This is a genomic window from Melittangium boletus DSM 14713 (genome assembly GCF_002305855.1).
Taxonomy (GTDB): domain Bacteria; phylum Myxococcota; class Myxococcia; order Myxococcales; family Myxococcaceae; genus Cystobacter; species Cystobacter boletus.
Genome location: NZ_CP022163.1, coordinates 3,351,052 through 3,368,160 on the forward strand (window position 1 = coordinate 3,351,052; position 17,109 = coordinate 3,368,160).

Genomic DNA, 17,109 nt, shown 5'->3' on the forward strand with positions numbered 1-17,109 from the left:
GCGCGGCCATGAGCGACTTCGCGGGCAAGGTGGCGATCGTGACGGGTGCCGGCTCCGGCATCGGCGAGGCGATCGCGAAGCGGTTGCTCGCGGGCGGCGCGCGCGTGGCGCTCGTCGACATCCAGGCCGACCGCGTCCAGGCCGTGGCGGCGCGGTTCGACCCCTCGGGTGCGTCGACCCTGGCCGTGACGGCCGACGTCTCCGACGCCAGGGCCGTCGAGGAGATGGTGGCCCAGACCCTCACGCGCTTCGGCGCGCTCCATGTCGCCGTCAACAACGCGGGCTTCACGGGCCAGGTGGGCGTGAACACCGGTGAATACGCGCCGGAGGAATGGCGCCGCGTCCTCGCCACCAACCTCGACGGCATCTTCCATGGCCTGCGCTTCGAGCTGCCCGCCATCCAGGCCTCGGGCGGAGGCGCGATCGTCAACATGACGTCGGCGGCGGGGCTCGTCGGAGTCGAGGGCGAGCCCGCGTATGTCGCGTCCAAGCACGGCATCGTCGGACTCACGCGCGCGGCCGCGCTCGAATACGCGACCAAGGGCGTGCGGATCAACGCCATCGCGCCCGGCTTCATCGCCACCCCGGATGTGCTCGCCATGCCCGCGAAGGAGAGAGGCGCGGTGGCCGCGCTCCACCCGATGGGGCGCATGGGCGAGCCCCACGAAGTGGCGGAACTCACGGCCTTCCTGCTGTCGGACCGGGCGTCCTTCATCACCGGCAGCGTGCACGTGATCGACGGCGGCTACTCGGCGCGCTGAGCGGAAGCCACCGCGGTGCGAAGAAGACCCACGAATGGCTCGGTACTTCGAGTGGTTGGACGACAGGAGAATTCCGTCGAGGTGGCATCTGGGAAGCCCCCTGGATGCGTTGGGACGAGAGGTCGATCCCTGGCAATTCAAGACGGGCGCGGTGCTCGACATGGCGTGCGTTCCTCAATTTTCTCTCGCTCAACCTGGGGCACCACTGGACTTCAGTTGGGCCGCGTTCTCCATTCCCGTGGTTCATGAGCGGATCGTCGGGCTATTCGAGCGATTGCGCGTCGCGGATGTGCAATTCATTCCCACGCATATTCCAGGCAGGGAGGAGCATTATTTCGTCCTCAACGCCCTGCGCATCGTCCGGTGCATCGATGACGCTCGATGTAAACGAGTGGAGCACTGGACGCCAGAGGACGAACGACCCGACAAGGTAGGAGAGTACCGACTGGTATCGGGTCTCAAGATAGACCCTCATCAAGCGGGTAACGACCGGATCTTTCGTCCATGGGGATGGCGGGTCGCCCTCATCATCGCCGAAGACCTTCAGCAGGCACTTCAATCAGAAGGCATCACCGGAACACGCTTCGTCGAAGTGTGAGCGCGACACTTGCTTCGGCGCGCTCGGCCAAGGGCGCGCGGGTAGAGGCCTTCGCGCCCGGCTACATCGCCACCTGCTTGAGAGCCGCGTCCTCACCCAGGACGTTCTTCAAGGCCACCGCCCATGGACGAAGGCAGACGTCCCGTCCGATCCCACCCCCAGCGAGATGGAAGAATCCGGCGCATTCATCGAATACATGCACACGCCGGTAATCAGCGCCGCAGAGCCCAGTCCCACCAAGGAGATGCCCACGTTCTGAAAAACCTGTGCGGAGGCCGAAGCGCCGCGAGGCTCCGCAAGATATTGCCGGGATACGAACCAGGAAGTTCCGCCTGCCATCACTGCGACCAGGCCCGCGCTGATGGGTACTATCGCATTATCCCGGAGAGAACTTCGCGTGGACTCATTGTCTCCGGAAACCATTGAAGGCGCCATCAGCGGTGAAGGTGTCGCGCCCGAAGCATTGTCCGAGGAAACGAAAGGCGAAGGCTCGCTCCGCTGGGGAACATCCACGAGCGGACGCGCCGACTCAGGCTGGGCAACTTGAGGCGTGGCGGTGACGGCAAGGGTTTGCTTCACCTTCTTCCGCTGGGACTCGAAAAGAGCCTCGATCTTGGGCGCGACCTGAATGGGCAGCATGGCGTCAGGCCGCATCAGAAGAGCGGACCTGAAGGCATTCTCGGCCGAAGCGAAGTTGCCAGTCTCACAGAGGATGATGCCCTCGTAGAGAGATAGCCGAACCTCCTCCTCTGTCCCTCTCGGCAGTCTTCGCGCGCTCTGGATTTGAAGAAAGGCCTGCTCATACTCGAAGTTCTCGTACAAGCTCTGGACCGAAGCGAGAACGCGGTGAACCTCCGCACCGTCTTCCGCGGCGTTGGCCGACACTGATGACAGCAAGGTGAGCAGCGCGGCTCCCGGTAGGACCAACTCCCCAAGATGACGGTTCATGTGCGAAGTGACCTCTTCCGCTCGGAGTGAACCCATGTGCGCGGAAGAGATCAAGTAAACGACGACTCCCAGCGGCACGGCGGCACCGCTCAGGAGCACGGATACCTCGACAATCAGGAATCCACGTCCCGCCTGGCTTCCTCAACGCCAGCCGGTCGCCGCACTACGGGTGCGTCTGGAGATAGACGTGCGAGCCGCAGGGGTGGTCGCCCGCGGCCACATCCGCCTGGGTGATGATGTTGCCCGCGGAGTTCTTGGGATAGCCCACGAAGGTGAGCGTGCCCGAGTTGAAGCGCGTGCGCCCTCCCGTGGACCAGTACTGGGGGTAGCCGGCGGCGGCCCCGGGCGTCGACGTGATGGACAAGTTACCCGCGCACCAGGCCGGCGCTCCCGGCGGGAACTCCGCGGACAGGTCCACGGCCGTGTTCCCACGCAGGTTGTAGAGCACGACGAACGACGCGCTGGAGCGCACCGCCTGGCTCTTGCTGAAGGGCGTCCCACCCGACGTCATCTGCTCGAAGCCCAGTTCGATGCCCGGCTCCACGCTCGCCGCCGGAGGCGGGTTGTAGCAACTCAGGGGAATGTTGACGAACTCGATGATGGTACACGCGGGATTGGTGTGCTCGATGTCCGCGTTCCAGCTCCCCAGGCCATCCGCCGGATCGATCGTGTTCCCCCTGCGGATACCGATGATCTTCAACGACGTCCCCGCGGGGCTGAACTGGGCTGTCACGGCGCTCGCGCCCGGCTCGTTCCACAGACCCGTCTTCGGATCGAATCGCCACATCACGGTCCGGCACGTCCCGTTGAGCACACACGCGGGCATGGTCCCACCAATGGCCGCGGGCACCGGCAGGCGCACATCCAGAATCCTTCCCGGCAACAGCGTGAGCGTGTTGCCATTGGCGTCCACGGCCGACAGCGTCATCGCGCCCACGGTCTCGAGCGCCACTGGAGCGCCCGCGGCGTTCCGCGCCGTCCAGTCACCGAGCATCGTGTTCGGACCATGCGCGACGACCGAGAACGTCACCGGCCCCGTCGCGGGAACACCCGTCGCGGAGCCCAGGCTGCCCGCGGGCACCAGCACACGGATGCCGGAAGACGGATCCTGAACGACGGTCTCCTTCTGGGCATCGAACTTCACCGAGAAGGCCCGGGCCAGCACGTGATTCTGGCCGAGCTGACCCGCGGTCTTGAACTCGTTCACCGGCCCATAACCATCCTTGCGGATGTCGAACACGTAGCCCTTCCTCGAGTCCACGACCGATACCGAGTACGCCCCCGCGCTGTTGGTGACAACGACTACTCCGTTCACCGTCACCCGGGCACCGACGACCGGCGCCCCCGTGCTGTCGCGCACCAAGCCAGAAAAGACAGCCGCCGCAGCTGCGGCGGTTTCGGTGCGAAGCTCCTCGGCGACGGGCGATTGCGGCATCCCCTCGCCACAAGCGAGGCCAAGGAGGGCGGGAACCAACAGCAAGGCGGGGGTTTTCATGGGTTTCTCCTGATGAGGTCCTGTCAGGATTTGCATGACTCATACCAACCCCCACGCATGCAACCGCCCCGAGGGAAACGCCGCCCGCTTCACCCTGCGTGTCGCCACGCGGACAACAGGCGAACCACGGGCCGTAGACCTACCGGCTACGTCCCAACGCTCCATGTCCGTCCCCACACAAGCTCAACGGAACTCATCAACGATATGGACCCCCGTCTGGAAGAACTCGACAAGCCACGGCACATCGGATGTGCGACGGTGTTGATTCGGACTTCGGGCAATCGAGAACATCCGAGATGGAGTGTGGAGATGAAGTTGGATGAGTTGGCGGAAGATTTCGCTCAGAACGTTTCGGCGCAAACCGACGCGATCTGGAATGGAGATGCCAAAGCAGGGAACAAGCATGCCAAGCGCTACGTCGCCGCCTACAAGAAGTTGTGCGAACATGGCGACACCGGTCGGAATGCACTTGCGATTCTTCTTGGGCACTCGCGCATGGATGTACGCGTGAAGGCAGCGATCTATCTACTTTCAGAACGGCCAGAACAGGCATTGCCTGTTCTGGAGGAGGCAGCGAAGAACAAGGGAATGATCCCCTTCGAGGCCACCCAGGCGTTGAAGTATTGGAACGAGGGGACTTGGAGCTTGGATGTTGACTAAGTGAATGCAATGGCGGAAGCGTGATGCGTCCTCCGCCAGACAGAGTGCTTTCACCAGATCGTTGGGCCGCTGCCACGTGCCGTCACGTCACCGCCTCAACGAAACCCGTCAACGATATAGACACCCGTCTGGTAGAACTCGAGTATCGCGTTCCCAGGAGACGAGCCCGGCATCTTCTTGAGCTGACCTCGACCCAAGCGAGCCACGGCGCAGATCGGGATTGGATCTCCATCGGGAGGACGCGCCTCGTAGTAGCGGATGACGACGTTGGGCCCACCCGTCCAGATCTGCCCATACAACCGAGTCCCGGGAGGCAGCGGATCCAACTCATCGCTCAAGATGCTCTCGACAGGGCCATCATTGACGGAGATCGAATCCTGGCTGTTCTGGTTCGCGTCAACAACCGCGAAGGAGCCATCCCCAGGACGGAGCCGGAGATAGCGCATGGCTTCCAGCGCCTTCTCCGAGCATTTCTGAGGGCCTGGACTGCCATCCGGCCGCGTCGATACTCCCGAGCCCGCGCACCCCATCCCCGCGCTCGACACGACCACGATAGCTGAAAGGAAAATTGTTTTCGTAGAGGACATAGTGGGGAGTCTTAACTTTTCCAGCCGGGGCAACAAAGTCAGAATCAAGAAGTCAGCGGCTCAGAGAGGCAAGGCGTCGACGTACAGGACGATGCGGCCCAAGTGGCGCCATTCATCCCGGAAGAGCGTGAATACAAGTCTGTCACCCTCCTTCTTCGAGTCGAATGAAGACAGGTCCGCCACGATGGCGACACGGCCCGTTTCTCCCGGGGAGATCGACTCAGGAAAGGCACGCAACGCGAAAGGCCTTTCCTTCTCGGTCATGAGCGCCTCGACCCGAGCCCGCATCAGCGTCCAGGGCGTCTCGGAATCGGTGTTCTTCACCTTGAAGACAATGGCCACCTTCTTCCTGGTCGCCTTCTTCCGGGAAGTAAGCACGGAGATACGGATCTTCATCCCCTCCTCGAGCAACCACACCGCGTCGAAGGGTTGGAACGGCGTCATCGAGATCTCATTCCTCGCCAGGAGCGCCGCGAGCGCGTGGTCCACCGAGGTTTCCTCCTCGCGATGGCGGAGGTTTTCCTCGTGGAGCGTCTGGTTCCGCTCGCGTACTTCATCAAGCGCCACGCGAACGGCCTCGGACGAGTCTGGATCCGAGAAGACATCGACTTGTGCATCCCACCGCATGCCACCACCTGTCACGGTGAGCGGTAACTCGGTGCCATCCCTCATCGTGACAAGCAAAAGGAAACGGTCTCCCGGGGACAGGTCCTTGAACGGGACCAGGGACACGGAGCGTCCCCATACCGCCAGGGGCTCGAAGCGGCCTTCCCAACCCAAGAGCTTCGTCCGCTCCGGGTCGCAGGGCTGCTCGAACCGGAGCGTGGTCACCCGACCACCGGCCACATGCACGTCCGGCACCTCTCGCGTGGGATTCTTCGTCAGGTGGATGGCCCTGTGCACCGGAGTCGTTTCCGCCATCGTGGGCAGCGCCCACAGCACAAGCAGAACCGACAGCCATCTCCGAAGAAATCGAGTGCTCATCATGGGAGAAGTAGCCCAACCGGGGCTGACCTCACAAGTGGTCCCTGTGCTTTCGCTCCGGCGAATGTTCCAGCTCAGGGCGTCTGGCGCTGGAACACCAGGAAGTACTGGTCCGGGAGGAAGTCGTGCGACTGGACGGGTACGAAGCCCGCCGCGCGCAGTTCCTCCTCCACCCGCTCGGGTGACAGCTTATGCTTCGCCGGAGGTCCCTTCTTCGAGTCCACGCGGAAGTCGACGATGGCCACCCTCCCGCCGGGCGTGAGCTTCTCGCCCAACCGCTTGAGATAGGCCAAGCGATCGCCCAGGTGGTGGTAAGTGTCCACGATGAGCGCCACGTCCACCGGCTCGGGCAGCTTCGCGTCGTCCGGCGAGGCCAGCACCGCCTCCAGGTTGCTCAACCCCTCGCGCCGGGCACGCTCGCCCAGGTAGCGCGCCATGTCGGGCTCGATGTCCACGCCATACACCCGCCCCTGGGGCACCGCCCGCGCCAGGCGCACCGCGAAGTAGCCCGTCCCCGAGCCGATGTCCGCCACCTTCGCGTCCGCGTCCAGGCCGAGCGCCTTCACCACCTCGTCGGGCTTCTGCCACATGTCTCGCCCGGGCTCGTCGAAGCGCTTCGCCCACTCCTCCGCGTCCTCGAAGCGGTGCGGCATGCTCGGCGAGACATGCGCCCGGTGGTGCTCCTCGTGAAAATGAGGAGAGGCCTCACCGTGGGACTCCGGAGCGGCGCGGTGCGCACACGCCCCCAGCAGCACGGCGGTGGAGAGCAGGCTCAAGGCACGGAAGAGAGGGGTCACGACGGTCTCCTTGGAAGGTCAGGGCTCGGGGAAGATGAGCAGCCCCCGAGACGTGTCGATGACATACACGTATCCGTCTCCCGGCACCCGGATGCCCACCGCCCCGTCGTAGAAGGACTCGCCCCGGTGCGGGTCCGTCTCGCGAACGGTGTTGTAGTAGGCCACCTCCCGAGGCGTCTCCGGCACCGACACGTCCAGCACCCGCACGCCATGCTGGTAGTGCGCGATGTAGAGCCGCTGGCCCACGAGCAGCATGTTGTGGATGGAGACGTTGTCCGAGAGCTTGTACTCGCCGATGCGTACCGGCTTCGCCGGATCCGTCACGTCCAGCACCCGCAGGTGCGCGCCCCAGTTCTCGCCGCCCTCGAAGGCGATAAGCCGGTCACCGAAGTGGCCCACCGCGTTCGCGTGGCTCGTGGCGTAGGGATAGGTGAACGCCCCCAGCTTCCTCGGCTCCGTGGGGTCGCTCACGTCCACCACCAGGTAGCCGCCCGACCAGTGGTTGATGTACAGCCGTCCCTCCAGCGCCAGCGCGTCGTGGGGAAAGCCCACGCGCCCGTCCACGCCCGCTCCCGGCTCCACGTACTCACCGAGCAGTTGGGGCTCGGTGGGCTGGCGGATGTCGAAGAAGAGTGTCTTCGGCACGGGAGACACGGACATGGCGTACAGCCGCTCGCCCTCGACGAAGACGGTGTGGACGTCGATCGCGCCCTTTCCCGAGGGGAGGCTGCGCAGCAGTTGGGGAGACGCGGGGTTCGTCAGATCGAACGTGATGACCCCCGTGTCCGCGCTCGCCACGTACAGCGCGTTGCCCTTAGACCACACGCCGTTCCAGTAGTTGTCCCTGGGCAGGCTGAGGGTCGTCTTCAACACGGGCGCGGCCGGGTTGCTCACGTCGAAGACCGACAGGCCCCCCGGCGTGTCACCCCTCGGAAGGGACACCACGTAGGCATGGCCGTGGGTGACGTAGACATCCACGGGTTCTCCCTGAGCCACGAAGGACTCGGACGCGAGCCGCAGGCCCGAGGCCTCCGCCTCGCCCGCGCGCCGCGTCCACCGTTCCGCCATGAAGGTGCCATAGCCGGTGAACGTCCCGTTGCGGCAGGTCGCATAACAGCCATGGAGCCGGTTGCCCTCGACGTGACAGCCCACCAGGGCGTCGCGCGCACTGACGGACGTGGAGAGCTCGCGCGTGCTCGACAGGTAGAAGCTCTCGTCGTCGATGTGGTAGCGCGAGGGCACCACGCCCCGGTACGAGCTGAGATGTCCGTAGGGAGAGAGGCGGAGGGCGCCCGCGGAGATGGAGGGAGGCGTCCGCTCGTTCCGATAGACGAGGGTATAGAGACCATCACGCGCGAGTCCCGCCAGCGAGGCCTTGTCACAGGCGTCGAGATTGAAGACCTCCGGGTCTCCGCACTCCACCCCCTGCACCGAGAACACCTTGCACGCGGCGTAGCGGCCCGGATCCTTCCAGTCCCCCTGTGCGTCGGACGCTCCCGGCGGGGTCGTGACCGGCTTCGGGTCCGAGCCACAACCCGACACCACCATCGCGGCGATCAGGGCCGAGTGGACCCCTCGCATCTTCTTCATTCGAGCACTCCTCTTGAGTCCGCCTGCTCAGCACATACGTCGAAGGCGACGTACGTCGAAAACGACGTACGACGAAAACGGCGTCCGTTTGTCGGAGACCCGCCCGGCGGAGGGACAAGCGGGCATTGACAGGGGTGTACCCCGCCTCTCCGCGCGTCTATCGTGAAGGCCCCCCGGAGTGCTCCTCATGAGACCGATGAATCCGCTCCGCCGCGCGGGGCTCCTGCTGCTTCCGCTCGCGCTGCACGCCCTCCCCGCCCTCGCGCACAACGGCTACCCCGACACCACCAGTCTCACCGTCCGCCGCGATCACCCCGATGACATGCTCCTGGGGGCCACCTTCGGCGCCGTCATCTCCCATGACCGGGGCCAGACCTGGAGCTGGCTCTGCCCCGAGGCCCTGTCCTACGGCGGCTGGCGCCCCGAGACCTACCTCTGGCAGCCCGATGGCACCCTGCTCGCCGCCACCGGCTCGGACCTCATCCTGTCCAAGGACAGTGGCTGCACCTGGACCAAGCACCCGTTCTTCACTCCCGCGCGCGCCAAGGACAAGGTGCTCTGGCCCATCGGTCTCGCCTCGCCCGTGTCCAACCCCTCGCGCCTGTGGGTGACCACCGGCCGCTCCGGCACGAGGAACGGCCTGTACCGCAGCGATGACGGTGGGGAGACGTTCGCCCTCACCTCCCTGTCCAGCGACACCGACGTCTACCCCAGCGTGAAGGTGGCCCCCTCGGACCCCACGCGCCTTTACGTGTCCGCCAGCACGCCAGACGGATTGCGCATCCACCGCAGCGACGACGAAGGGCTCACCTGGAAGACGTTCCCCCAGCCCTTCTCCGACATCCCGACGACCTCGCGCCCCTATGACCTGTTCGTCCTCAAGGTGGCCGATCATGATCCCGACCGGCTCTGGGCGCGGGTCACCTCGTCGGAGAACTCCGGCATCTGGACGTACATCCTGGAGAGCCGCGACGGCGGGCAGACCTTCCGCTCCATCATCCACCCCCTCCAGCAGGAGCATGACGGACTCGACGAGCCCTTCATCAACATGGAGGTCTCCGAGGATGGCGACACCGCCTGGGCCGCCACCCAGACGCGCTTGTTCCGCGTGCGCGCCGGGGAGACCCGCGCCACCATGCTCTCGCTGCCCGACGGCAACGCCTGCGCCGAGCGCCATGACGGCGTGCTCTTCGTCTGCGGTGCCTCGCGGCTGCACGACTGGGCCCTGGCCACCACGGCCGATGACGGCGACTCGTACACCCCCGTCTTCAACCTGCCCGACATGAAGCCCCCGGCCTGCCCCGCGGGCACTCCGGGGCATGACGTCTGCCGGAGCCGCTGGCCCCAGTTCGCCCCCACCATCGAGGCCGATCCCTCCCTGCCCCCCACCGGGCCCTCGCCGGACGCCGGCACGCCCGACGCCGGGGAGCCGCACCCCGGCGGCCCGGACGCCGGAGACTCCGGCCCCCCACCGGGCCCGGGCGTCCAGAACCCCCCGCCTCCTCCCAAGAAGGGATGCTCCTCCACGGGAGGCGGCGCATCCCTCCTCGCCCTGCTCGTCCTCGCCCTCCCGCGCCGTTTCCGCCGCACCCACCCGGAGCACACCCCATGAACGTGAAAGCCCCGAGCACCGCCCGCGCGGTCGCCCTGGCCCTCGCCCTCTCCGCCTGCGGAGAGGACAAGACGCCGGAGGTCTGCGCCGAACCCCTCTACGGCGGCAAGGCCACGGACGAGGCCTGGCGTGCCCTGGTGGACGTGAGCAACAAGCCCCTGGACACCTCGGGCTCCGTCTACCTGGCCAGTCCCACCGAGGGCGAGGTGTACCCGGCCGGCGCGCCCGCTCCCACCTGGGCCTGGAGCCTGCCGCAGGCTCTGCGCCCCACGCCTCCCGCGCCGCGCCCCCGGGCCTTCCGCCCCCTCGAGTGGCTGGGTGACTGGCTCCTGCCCTCGGCCCATGCCCACCTGCCGCCCTACACGGGTGAAATCTATTGGGCGCAGGTGTTCACCCCGGACCGCGCCTGCCCCGTGGCGCAGATCCTCACCTCGGAGCTGACGTGGCAGCCGGACGCCGAGTCCTGGGCCGTCCTCGGCCAGCACGCGGGAAAAACCCTCACCCTCCAGGTGACGCGCGCCTATCTGCTGCAGAACACCGTCACCGAGGGCCCCTACCGCCTGGATCCGCCGCGCGCCTTCCGCCGGAGCGCGCCATGAAGGGGCTCCTGCTCACCCGGCTCCTCGTGCCGCTCGTGCTCGGCGCCTGCGCGGACTCCGAGCCCACGCTCGACTACGCCCACGAGCACCCCTGGCCCCAGGGGCCCCATCTGCCGCCCATCGGCGAGGGGCGCATCGTCGTCACCAACAGCATGGACGACACCGTGAGCCTGCTGGCGCTGGACTCGCTCGACACCCCGGCCTGGGGTGAGCTCGCGCGCGTGCCCGTGGGCCTCAACCCCGTGGAGCTCGAGGGGCCGCACCATGCCGCTTTCGCCCCGGACGGGGACTTCTATTACGTGGGCCTGTCCTACTCGGTGCCCGGCGCGGGCTCGGGTCCCCACGGCGCGCACGGCACCGGCACCGCGGATGGCTACTGCCTCAAGCTGGACGCCACGACGAACCAGCTCGTGGCCTCCACGCGCGTGGACCGCAACCCGGGCGACCTGGTGCTCAGCCGGGACGGGCGCACGCTCTACCAGACGCACTTCGATCTGCTGCGCGTGCAGGAGGTGGCCAGGCGGGGCGGCTCGCGCGAGGAGATGAACGCCACCCTGGCCATCATCGACACGGACACCATGAAGGTGAAGAAGAAGGTGTCCGTGTGCCCGGCGCCGCACGCGGTGCGGCTGTCTCCGGACGAGACGCGTGCCTATGTCGCCTGCATCTCGGACGAGGTGGCCGTGGTGCGGCTGGATGACCCGGCCTACCCCGTCACGCTCGTGCCCCTGCCCCAGGCGGGAAGCCCCGTGTCACCGCGCCACTCCCCCTATGCGCTCACCACGTCCCACACGGATGGACCCTTGTGGGTGAGCACCCTCAACGGTCCCACCGTGTATGCGATGGACCCCCACACGCTGCGCATCGTGCCGGAGCGCTCCGTGGTGCCCGAGGGAGCGGACCCGCTGCGCCAGGGCATCCCCATGTTCGGGGAAGTGAGTGCGGACGGGCGGACACTCTACATGCCCTTCCAGCGGGTGGACGCCGTGGCCATCATCGACGTGACCGGAGAAAAATCCTTTGTTAAGGAAACAATCGAACTGGCACCCGAGGGTTGTCTCAACGTGCACCAGGTGACGCTCCTGCCCCAGGGCAGGCGGGCGCTGGCGGTGTGCGAGGGAGACCACGTGGGTCCGGGAACACTGCATGTGCTGGATCTGGAGACGCGCGAGGTGGTGAGGACGGTGAAGGTGGGCATCTACCCGGATTCGGTGGGCATTCTCAGGAGAAGACCATGAGGGCGTGGGCGTGGGCGATGGCGTTGGGGGTGATGGCGGGGTGCGGGCCCACGCCGGCGCGGGATTTCGGCGAGGCGCTCTTCAAGGATCCCCTGCTGTCGGAGAGTCAGTACAACGCCTTCTCCTGCGCCACGTGCCACGCCACCTCGGACGCGCAGGCCCGGGAGAAGATGTACACGGGCCTGTCGCTCGTGGGCGCCGCGTCCCGGCCCAGCTGGTGGGGCGGCTACGAGGTGCGGCTCATCGACGCGGTGAACTTCTGTTACACGGCCTTCATGCGGGGCACGACGCCGCTCGGGGACGAGGATCCCAAGAGCCGGGCCCTCTATGAGTACCTGGTGAGCCTGAGCCCCGAGAGCACCTCGCCCGCGCAGCCCCTCACGCTCGTGCGGGACATCGCCGAGGTGCCTCGCGGGGACAAGAACCGGGGCGCCGAGGTGTACCAGGCCGCGTGCCAGGATTGCCACGGCGAGCGCAGCACCGGCACCGGACGCCTGACGTCGCTGGCGCCCGTGCTGCCCGAGGTGTCGCGCGAGTACGGCCAGCTCTTCCCCAACGCCACCCCGGCCCTGGTGTTCATCGAGAAGGTGCGACACGGACGCTTCTTCGGCGTGGGCGGGAACATGCCGCCCTACAGTCTGGAAGCCCTGTCGGATGAGGACCTGGGAGCACTCCTGTCCTACCTCGGGCTGTGATGCCCCGGAGGATTGCGAGGCCTCGGGCAGTTGTCTGGATTCCGTGGGCAGCGGTCAAGGCATTGCCCGTCATGCTAGAAATCCCCGAACACCGTGGATCACCGGCCGGAAGGCCGGGTTCCGCATTACCGGGGGGAGTCAAACATGATGGGCACGTCGATGGGACAAGAGGCTCGAGCGTTCGACCCGTCGCAGGAGTTGCAGCGGCGGCAGGCCTTGGTGGGACCTCGGGACACCACGCGCGGCTTTCTCTTCCTCACCGCGCTGGACGCGGTGAAGCACCAGTTGGGCAGGCATGCCCACCAGCGGTGTCTGGAGGCGGTGGGCATCCCCTCCTTCACGGCCTTCTTCACCTACCCCGTGTCGGCCTTCCTGCGCCTGAGCTACACGGCCGCGCAGGAGCTGAGCGGAGACCAGGGGGGCTTCTCGAGCGCGATGCAGTACCTGGGCTTCCGCGCCGCGCCGCGCTTCCTCGAGTCCACCACCGGCAAGATGTTGATGTCGCTCGTGGGCAAGGACCCCCGGCGGCTCATCGATAGCATGCCCACGGCCTACAAGACGGCGTGGGACCATGGCGGCTGCGCGCTCAAGTGGATCGGCCCGAAGCACGGCCGGCTCACGTACACCAACGCCCTGCCCGCCCCCTACTTCGCGGGCTCCGTGCAGCAGATCCTCTCGTCCGCGAAGCTCCAGGGCCAGGTGCTCAGCCGCCAGGTGAGCCTCACGGACTGCACCGTGGAGTTCTCCTGGGAGTAGCGGACCGGAGGGCATGACGAGTGGACCCGGAGGCTCGCGCACTCACGCCACCCGCGAGTGCTCGGCGCCGTCCGGGGCCTCCTGGTAGCGCCCCGTCTCCAGGGACCAGTCGACGTTGGCGCGCATCCACCGGCGCAGGCCCAGCACCAGCCGGGACACCGAGGCGTCGTGCTCGCCGAACGAGGGCAGGCCCGCCTCGCGCAAGAGGAAGCAGCGCACGGCGGTGTCGTGCATGCGCACCGCCAGGCCGAGCGCGTCCCGGAGCCCGATCCCCCGCTCGTGCTGGAGCGAGAACACCAGGTTCGGGTGGAAGGCGTCCTCCCGATCCTGGGCGAACGAGAAGAGATCATTCGCCCAGGCGATGACGTCCGTGGCCGTATGCATGAGCCGCACGAGCGCCGGATGGGAGAGGACCTCGTCGGGCAGCACGAAGTCCTCGATGGCCTCCACCTGGGTGAACACCATGGACGTGCCCACCGACAGCCGGCGCAGCTCGATGTACGACGCCACGTCCAGACGGAGGCGATCGCCGCGCACCTGGGCCTCGCGCCACGTGCCCAGGAAGTAGGCGCGGCACGCCTTCACGAAGCGCCACATCCACGCGCGCGGCATCCGCTCGACCATGCGCGCGCGGATGTCCACGAGCAGCCACAAGAGCGGTGGCGCGTCGTGCGCGGGCTGGGCGCCTTGCAACACCGCGAGCGCCTGCCAGTTCTGCTCGCGCACCCAGTCCGCGGACACGTCGCCCACGTCCAGCTGGTCATCCCAGGCGAAGTTCCAGATGAGGAAGTCGAGCGCCAGGCACAGCCGCTCGGGACAGGCCGTGGGGTGGCAGCGGCCCAGCAGCTCGGGGAAGCGCGCCTCCCTCAACTTCTGGAAGAACGCGTGCCGCGCGTGCGCTCCCAGGTACGCCTCCCAGCGTGCCAGGGTCTCGCCCTCGAGCTGCCGCAGGCAGGGGTGCAGCTCGGGCGAGAAGGGACAGAACAGCGTGGGCGGCGAATAGATGGGCATCGTGTCTCCCCCCGGCGATGTGCGTTGCCGGAAGTGCAAGGCCCGAGCCCCCCGGACTCCGTGCCTCGCCCCTCCCCTGGGGACAGGGGTGGACGTCCGGCTTCGTGGGCTACCCGTCGCTGTGGCCCGTTTCCCCGGGTGGTGGCCATGACCCGGCAGGTCCCTCCTCACCCGCCCGGCCCCGGTCCCACGCGACCGCGAGGGAGTAAACGTCCGTGCGGGGAGCCCGCGCCCGACGGGACGAATCCACGTCTGGGATTGAAAGGCGTCCAGCCCGCCCGGGTGGGAATGCCGCCGCCGGAAAGCCAGGGGGGAGGTTCAGCGAGGACCCGGTCCCCGGCCCATCTGGAAGTTCTTCCGCCGGAAGAGCTGGCGAGTGGGGGCTCGTCCGCCCGCCCGCCGCCCGCCCGTTCACCAGTCGGCGAGAGGACCTACCTTGGTGAGACTCCATTTATTGAGCGCCCAGGCGCGAGGACATCACCATGACCAAGACCTTCCGCATCGAGCCCTCCACCGTGTCCGGCCCCAGCCACTCCACCCGGCAGGAGGAGGAAGCGCACCAGGACAAGCAGTTGCCGCTCAAGAGCGAGGCGACGCGCGGCGAGGTGCGCTACGGCCATGCCCACGCGCAGACCGAGGAGCGCTACCAGCAGCGCCGCGCCGAATACGACATGAAGAAGCACATGCGGGCCGAGGAGGCACCCGCCCAGCAGGAGCAGGAGTCGGCCCAGGAGCCCGCCCAGGAGGCGGCGCCCCAGACTGGCGCCGAGGTCTCCGCCCCCGAGCGCGTGAAGGAGCTGGCGCGCGACGCCGTGCGCAGCGTGTTGGGCGCGGCGAAGGAGGCCGCCCAGGGCCATCCGATCGCGGGCGCCCGCAAGCTCGCGGGCGACGCGGTGTCCGGAGCCCTCAAGGTGGCGAAGGAGGTGACCAATCGGTCAGGCGGCAAGCATTGAGCCCGGGCGCCCCGGGTCTCGTCCCCCGCCCGACTCGTGAACAGCTTGAGTGAATATGTCTGGAGGAAGCCCACATGAACCAACTGCTCACGGTGTTGGTGACCGGCGCCACCGGTCAACAGGGAGGGGCGGTGACGCGTCTCCTTCTCAAGCGGGGCCATCACGTGCTCGCGCTCACCCGCGACTCCCTATCCGTGGAGGCCCGGGAGTTGCGGAAGCTGGGCGCGGAGCTGGTACAGGGGGACTTCGATGACCCCGACAGCCTGGAGCGGGCCATGTCCGGGGTGGACACGGTGTTCGCCATGGCCACGCCCATGGGCGAGGAGGGCCTGGAGGGAGAGGTCCGCCACGGCCGCCACCTGGTGGACGCGGCGAAGTTCTCCCGCGTGCGCCACTTCGTCTACTCGTCGGTGGCGGGCGCGGAGCAGGCCACGGGCGTGCCGCACTTCGAGACGAAACACGTGGTGGAGCAACACCTGCGCGCGGGCGCCCTGCCCTACACCATCCTGGCTCCCGTCTTCTTCATGGAGAACTTCCTCGGTCCGCTCTTCGCCCAGCGGATGCACGAGGGCGTGTTGGCCCTGCCGCTGCCCCCCCACCGGGGACTGCAGATGGTGGCCCTGGCGGACCTGGCCGCCATGTGCGTCCGGGTGATGGAGAGCGACGAGGAGTTCATCGGCCGGCGCATCGAGGTCGCCTCGGACGAGGTGACGGGCGAGCAGGCCGCGGCGCTCATCTCCTACGTGGGCGAGCACAAGATCCGCTACGAGCAGGTGCCCCTGGAGGCGGTGCGCTCGCGCAGCGAGGACCTCGCCCGCATGTATGACTGGCTCGCGCGCGAGGGCTATCACGTCCCCATTCCCCTGCTCAGGCAGGATTACCCCGAGGTGGGCTGGCACACCTTCGAGGATTGGGCGCGCACCCAGGACTGGCGCGCGCTGCTGGGCACCACGTGGCGAGGCACCGTCGCGGCCGAGCCCTCGCTCACCTGACCCTGCCCGCCCAGTGGGCGGGCGGACATTCTGGAGGGGCCCCGCATCCGCTCCGAACCCCTCCTACTTTTCACCGTAGGAGGAAACTCTCTCATGCGTACGCGCGCTTTCCGGCCATTGCTCGCGGCGATCCTGTCCGCGGGTTGTGCGACCACCCCCACGCTGCAACCGCTCGCCACCTCGCCCACCACGCCCAAGGGCGCGCCCCTCGCGCAAGAGCAGGGCGTGCTGCTGGTGGCCCGGGGCGACTCCTGGCGCGGCAACCCCTCCGATCTCGAGCGCGTCCTGACGCCGGTGGAGGTGCGCCTGGAGAACCACGGCGAGCGGCCCCTGCGCATCGACACGGCGGACTTCGCGCTGGTGGGCGCCTCGCGCTTCGAATACGCCGCGCTCAAGAGCGAGCAGCTCAGTGATGCCAGCCTCACGGGCGTGGGCGGCTCGGGCGCGGACGGGCAGGACGTCAACGGCGAGGAGGCCGTGGGCGTCGCGCCGGGCTTCGCCTGGGGCCCGGGCTTCTACGGCATGGGTTGGTACAACCCGCTGTATGACCCGTTCTACGGGCCCTACGCCTACTGGTACCGGCCGCCTCCGCAGCCGCTGCCCACGCGCGACATGCTCCGCGAGGCCCTGCCCCAGGGCACGCTGACGCCGGGAGGCACGACGACGGGCTTCCTCTATTTCCAGAGCGTGGGCGATCGCGAGAGCCAGGTCACCCTGCGGGCGCGGCTCGTGGACGCGCGCACCGGCGAGCAGTTCGGCACGCTCGACATTCCCTTCCACGTGCGCTCCTGAGCCGGCTCCCGGAAGGGGCGCCCCCCGCGCCCCCGCCACGG

At 67.6% G+C, this 17,109-nt stretch carries 18 protein-coding genes; 11 read left to right on the forward strand and 7 right to left on the reverse strand.

Annotated elements, in window-relative coordinates:
* The first annotated feature begins 8 nt into the window (after nucleotides 1–8).
* Both MEBOL_RS14010 and MEBOL_RS14015 read left to right on the forward strand, forming a co-directional pair.
* Entirely contained in the window at nucleotides 9–761 is a 753-nt protein-coding gene (locus MEBOL_RS14010; protein WP_095977898.1) for an SDR family NAD(P)-dependent oxidoreductase, read from the forward strand.
* Between the two features lie 34 nt (nucleotides 762–795).
* On the forward strand, nucleotides 796–1,359 hold the full coding sequence (locus MEBOL_RS14015) for an imm11 family protein (RefSeq protein WP_245919738.1): 564 nt from the start codon (nucleotides 796–798) through the stop codon (nucleotides 1,357–1,359).
* Between the two features lie 108 nt (nucleotides 1,360–1,467).
* Here MEBOL_RS14015 and MEBOL_RS14020 read toward each other — a convergent pair whose 3' ends face one another.
* Together MEBOL_RS14020 and MEBOL_RS14025 are read right to left on the reverse strand one after the other, a co-directional pair.
* On the reverse strand, nucleotides 1,468–2,307 hold the full coding sequence (locus MEBOL_RS14020) for a hypothetical protein (protein ID WP_157774947.1): 840 nt from the start codon (nucleotides 2,305–2,307) through the stop codon (nucleotides 1,468–1,470).
* Nucleotides 2,308–2,470: 163 nt separating this feature from the next.
* Complete coding sequence (locus tag MEBOL_RS14025; RefSeq protein WP_095977900.1) at nucleotides 2,471–3,802, reverse strand: hypothetical protein; 1,332 nt, start codon at nucleotides 3,800–3,802, stop codon at nucleotides 2,471–2,473.
* Between the two features lie 309 nt (nucleotides 3,803–4,111).
* Between MEBOL_RS14025 and MEBOL_RS14030 the strand changes: the two genes are divergently transcribed.
* Nucleotides 4,112–4,462, forward strand: a complete 351-nt coding sequence (locus MEBOL_RS14030; RefSeq protein WP_095977901.1) for a DUF2019 domain-containing protein — start codon at nucleotides 4,112–4,114, stop codon at nucleotides 4,460–4,462.
* A gap of 95 nt (nucleotides 4,463–4,557) precedes the next feature.
* Here MEBOL_RS14030 and MEBOL_RS14035 read toward each other — a convergent pair whose 3' ends face one another.
* The 4 genes from MEBOL_RS14035 to MEBOL_RS14050 all read right to left on the reverse strand — a co-directional run bounded on the left by MEBOL_RS14035 (nucleotide 4,558) and on the right by MEBOL_RS14050 (nucleotide 8,420).
* On the reverse strand, nucleotides 4,558–4,908 hold the full coding sequence (locus MEBOL_RS14035) for a hypothetical protein (protein WP_342747767.1): 351 nt from the start codon (nucleotides 4,906–4,908) through the stop codon (nucleotides 4,558–4,560).
* 201 nt (nucleotides 4,909–5,109) lie between these two features.
* Nucleotides 5,110–6,036: a DUF2381 family protein gene (locus tag MEBOL_RS14040; protein ID WP_095977903.1), complete on the reverse strand. Its 927-nt coding sequence runs from the start codon at nucleotides 6,034–6,036 to the stop codon at nucleotides 5,110–5,112.
* A 71-nt stretch (nucleotides 6,037–6,107) separates the two neighbouring features.
* Nucleotides 6,108–6,830, reverse strand: coding sequence for a class I SAM-dependent methyltransferase (locus MEBOL_RS14045; RefSeq protein WP_245919740.1), 723 nt, complete (start codon nucleotides 6,828–6,830; stop codon nucleotides 6,108–6,110).
* An 18-nt stretch (nucleotides 6,831–6,848) separates the two neighbouring features.
* The gene (locus MEBOL_RS14050) at nucleotides 6,849–8,420 is read right to left on the reverse strand and encodes an LVIVD repeat-containing protein (RefSeq protein ID WP_095977904.1); all 1,572 of its coding nucleotides are present in this window, start codon (nucleotides 8,418–8,420) and stop codon (nucleotides 6,849–6,851) included.
* A gap of 196 nt (nucleotides 8,421–8,616) precedes the next feature.
* Between MEBOL_RS14050 and MEBOL_RS14055 the strand changes: the two genes are divergently transcribed.
* From MEBOL_RS14055 to MEBOL_RS14075, 5 genes are all read left to right on the forward strand, one after another.
* The gene (locus MEBOL_RS14055) at nucleotides 8,617–10,032 is read left to right on the forward strand and encodes a WD40/YVTN/BNR-like repeat-containing protein (RefSeq protein ID WP_095977905.1); all 1,416 of its coding nucleotides are present in this window, start codon (nucleotides 8,617–8,619) and stop codon (nucleotides 10,030–10,032) included.
* On the forward strand, nucleotides 10,029–10,631 hold the full coding sequence (locus MEBOL_RS14060) for a hypothetical protein (protein ID WP_095977906.1): 603 nt from the start codon (nucleotides 10,029–10,031) through the stop codon (nucleotides 10,629–10,631). The genes MEBOL_RS14055 and MEBOL_RS14060 overlap by 4 nt, the downstream gene beginning before the upstream one ends.
* Entirely contained in the window at nucleotides 10,628–11,869 is a 1,242-nt protein-coding gene (locus MEBOL_RS14065) for a YncE family protein (RefSeq protein WP_095977907.1), read from the forward strand. The genes MEBOL_RS14060 and MEBOL_RS14065 overlap by 4 nt, the downstream gene beginning before the upstream one ends.
* A complete protein-coding gene (locus tag MEBOL_RS14070; RefSeq protein WP_095977908.1) occupies nucleotides 11,866–12,564 on the forward strand; it encodes a c-type cytochrome in 699 nt (232 codons plus the stop codon). Before MEBOL_RS14065 ends, MEBOL_RS14070 begins: the two co-directional genes overlap by 4 nt.
* Nucleotides 12,565–12,708: 144 nt before the next feature.
* Nucleotides 12,709–13,320, forward strand: a complete 612-nt coding sequence (locus MEBOL_RS14075; RefSeq protein WP_095977909.1) for a TIGR02265 family protein — start codon at nucleotides 12,709–12,711, stop codon at nucleotides 13,318–13,320.
* 42 nt (nucleotides 13,321–13,362) lie between these two features.
* On the opposite strand, the gene MEBOL_RS14080 is transcribed toward MEBOL_RS14075, so the two are convergent.
* Nucleotides 13,363–14,331 carry a terpene synthase family protein gene (locus MEBOL_RS14080; protein ID WP_095977910.1) on the reverse strand — a complete coding sequence of 323 codons (969 nt, stop codon included), beginning with the start codon at nucleotides 14,329–14,331 and terminating at the stop codon, nucleotides 13,363–13,365.
* 482 nt (nucleotides 14,332–14,813) lie between these two features.
* On the opposite strand from MEBOL_RS14080, the gene MEBOL_RS14085 reads away from it, so the two are divergent.
* The 3 genes from MEBOL_RS14085 to MEBOL_RS14095 all read left to right on the forward strand — a co-directional run bounded on the left by MEBOL_RS14085 (nucleotide 14,814) and on the right by MEBOL_RS14095 (nucleotide 17,068).
* Nucleotides 14,814–15,284 carry a hypothetical protein gene (locus tag MEBOL_RS14085; protein ID WP_095977911.1) on the forward strand — a complete coding sequence of 157 codons (471 nt, stop codon included), beginning with the start codon at nucleotides 14,814–14,816 and terminating at the stop codon, nucleotides 15,282–15,284.
* 74 nt (nucleotides 15,285–15,358) lie between these two features.
* Complete coding sequence (locus tag MEBOL_RS14090; RefSeq protein WP_095977912.1) at nucleotides 15,359–16,276, forward strand: NmrA/HSCARG family protein; 918 nt, start codon at nucleotides 15,359–15,361, stop codon at nucleotides 16,274–16,276.
* Between the two features lie 93 nt (nucleotides 16,277–16,369).
* Entirely contained in the window at nucleotides 16,370–17,068 is a 699-nt protein-coding gene (locus tag MEBOL_RS14095; protein ID WP_095977913.1) for a hypothetical protein, read from the forward strand.
* Nucleotides 17,069–17,109 lie beyond the last annotated feature (41 nt).

Excerpts from the sequence above, each read along its gene's own strand:
- MEBOL_RS14060 (WP_095977906.1), top strand. The coding sequence starts at position 10,029 with ATGAACGTGAAAGCCCCGAGCACCGCCCGCGCGGTCGCCCTGGCCCTC.
- MEBOL_RS14065 (WP_095977907.1), top strand. The coding sequence starts at position 10,628 with ATGAAGGGGCTCCTGCTCACCCGGCTCCTCGTGCCGCTCGTGCTCGGC.
- MEBOL_RS14015 (WP_245919738.1), top strand. The coding sequence starts at position 796 with ATGGCTCGGTACTTCGAGTGGTTGGACGACAGGAGAATTCCGTCGAGG.
- MEBOL_RS14050 (WP_095977904.1), bottom strand. The coding sequence starts at position 8,420 with ATGAAGAAGATGCGAGGGGTCCACTCGGCCCTGATCGCCGCGATGGTG.
- MEBOL_RS14055 (WP_095977905.1), top strand. The coding sequence starts at position 8,617 with ATGAATCCGCTCCGCCGCGCGGGGCTCCTGCTGCTTCCGCTCGCGCTG.
- MEBOL_RS14040 (WP_095977903.1), bottom strand. The coding sequence starts at position 6,036 with ATGATGAGCACTCGATTTCTTCGGAGATGGCTGTCGGTTCTGCTTGTG.
- MEBOL_RS14025 (WP_095977900.1), bottom strand. The coding sequence starts at position 3,802 with ATGAAAACCCCCGCCTTGCTGTTGGTTCCCGCCCTCCTTGGCCTCGCT.
- MEBOL_RS14090 (WP_095977912.1), top strand. The coding sequence starts at position 15,359 with ATGAACCAACTGCTCACGGTGTTGGTGACCGGCGCCACCGGTCAACAG.
- MEBOL_RS14035 (WP_342747767.1), bottom strand. The coding sequence starts at position 4,908 with ATGCGCTATCTCCGGCTCCGTCCTGGGGATGGCTCCTTCGCGGTTGTT.
- MEBOL_RS14010 (WP_095977898.1), top strand. The coding sequence starts at position 9 with ATGAGCGACTTCGCGGGCAAGGTGGCGATCGTGACGGGTGCCGGCTCC.
- MEBOL_RS14030 (WP_095977901.1), top strand. The coding sequence starts at position 4,112 with ATGAAGTTGGATGAGTTGGCGGAAGATTTCGCTCAGAACGTTTCGGCG.
- MEBOL_RS14020 (WP_157774947.1), bottom strand. The coding sequence starts at position 2,307 with ATGAACCGTCATCTTGGGGAGTTGGTCCTACCGGGAGCCGCGCTGCTC.
- MEBOL_RS14075 (WP_095977909.1), top strand. The coding sequence starts at position 12,709 with ATGATGGGCACGTCGATGGGACAAGAGGCTCGAGCGTTCGACCCGTCG.
- MEBOL_RS14085 (WP_095977911.1), top strand. The coding sequence starts at position 14,814 with ATGACCAAGACCTTCCGCATCGAGCCCTCCACCGTGTCCGGCCCCAGC.
- MEBOL_RS14080 (WP_095977910.1), bottom strand. The coding sequence starts at position 14,331 with ATGCCCATCTATTCGCCGCCCACGCTGTTCTGTCCCTTCTCGCCCGAG.
- MEBOL_RS14095 (WP_095977913.1), top strand. The coding sequence starts at position 16,370 with ATGCGTACGCGCGCTTTCCGGCCATTGCTCGCGGCGATCCTGTCCGCG.
- MEBOL_RS14070 (WP_095977908.1), top strand. The coding sequence starts at position 11,866 with ATGAGGGCGTGGGCGTGGGCGATGGCGTTGGGGGTGATGGCGGGGTGC.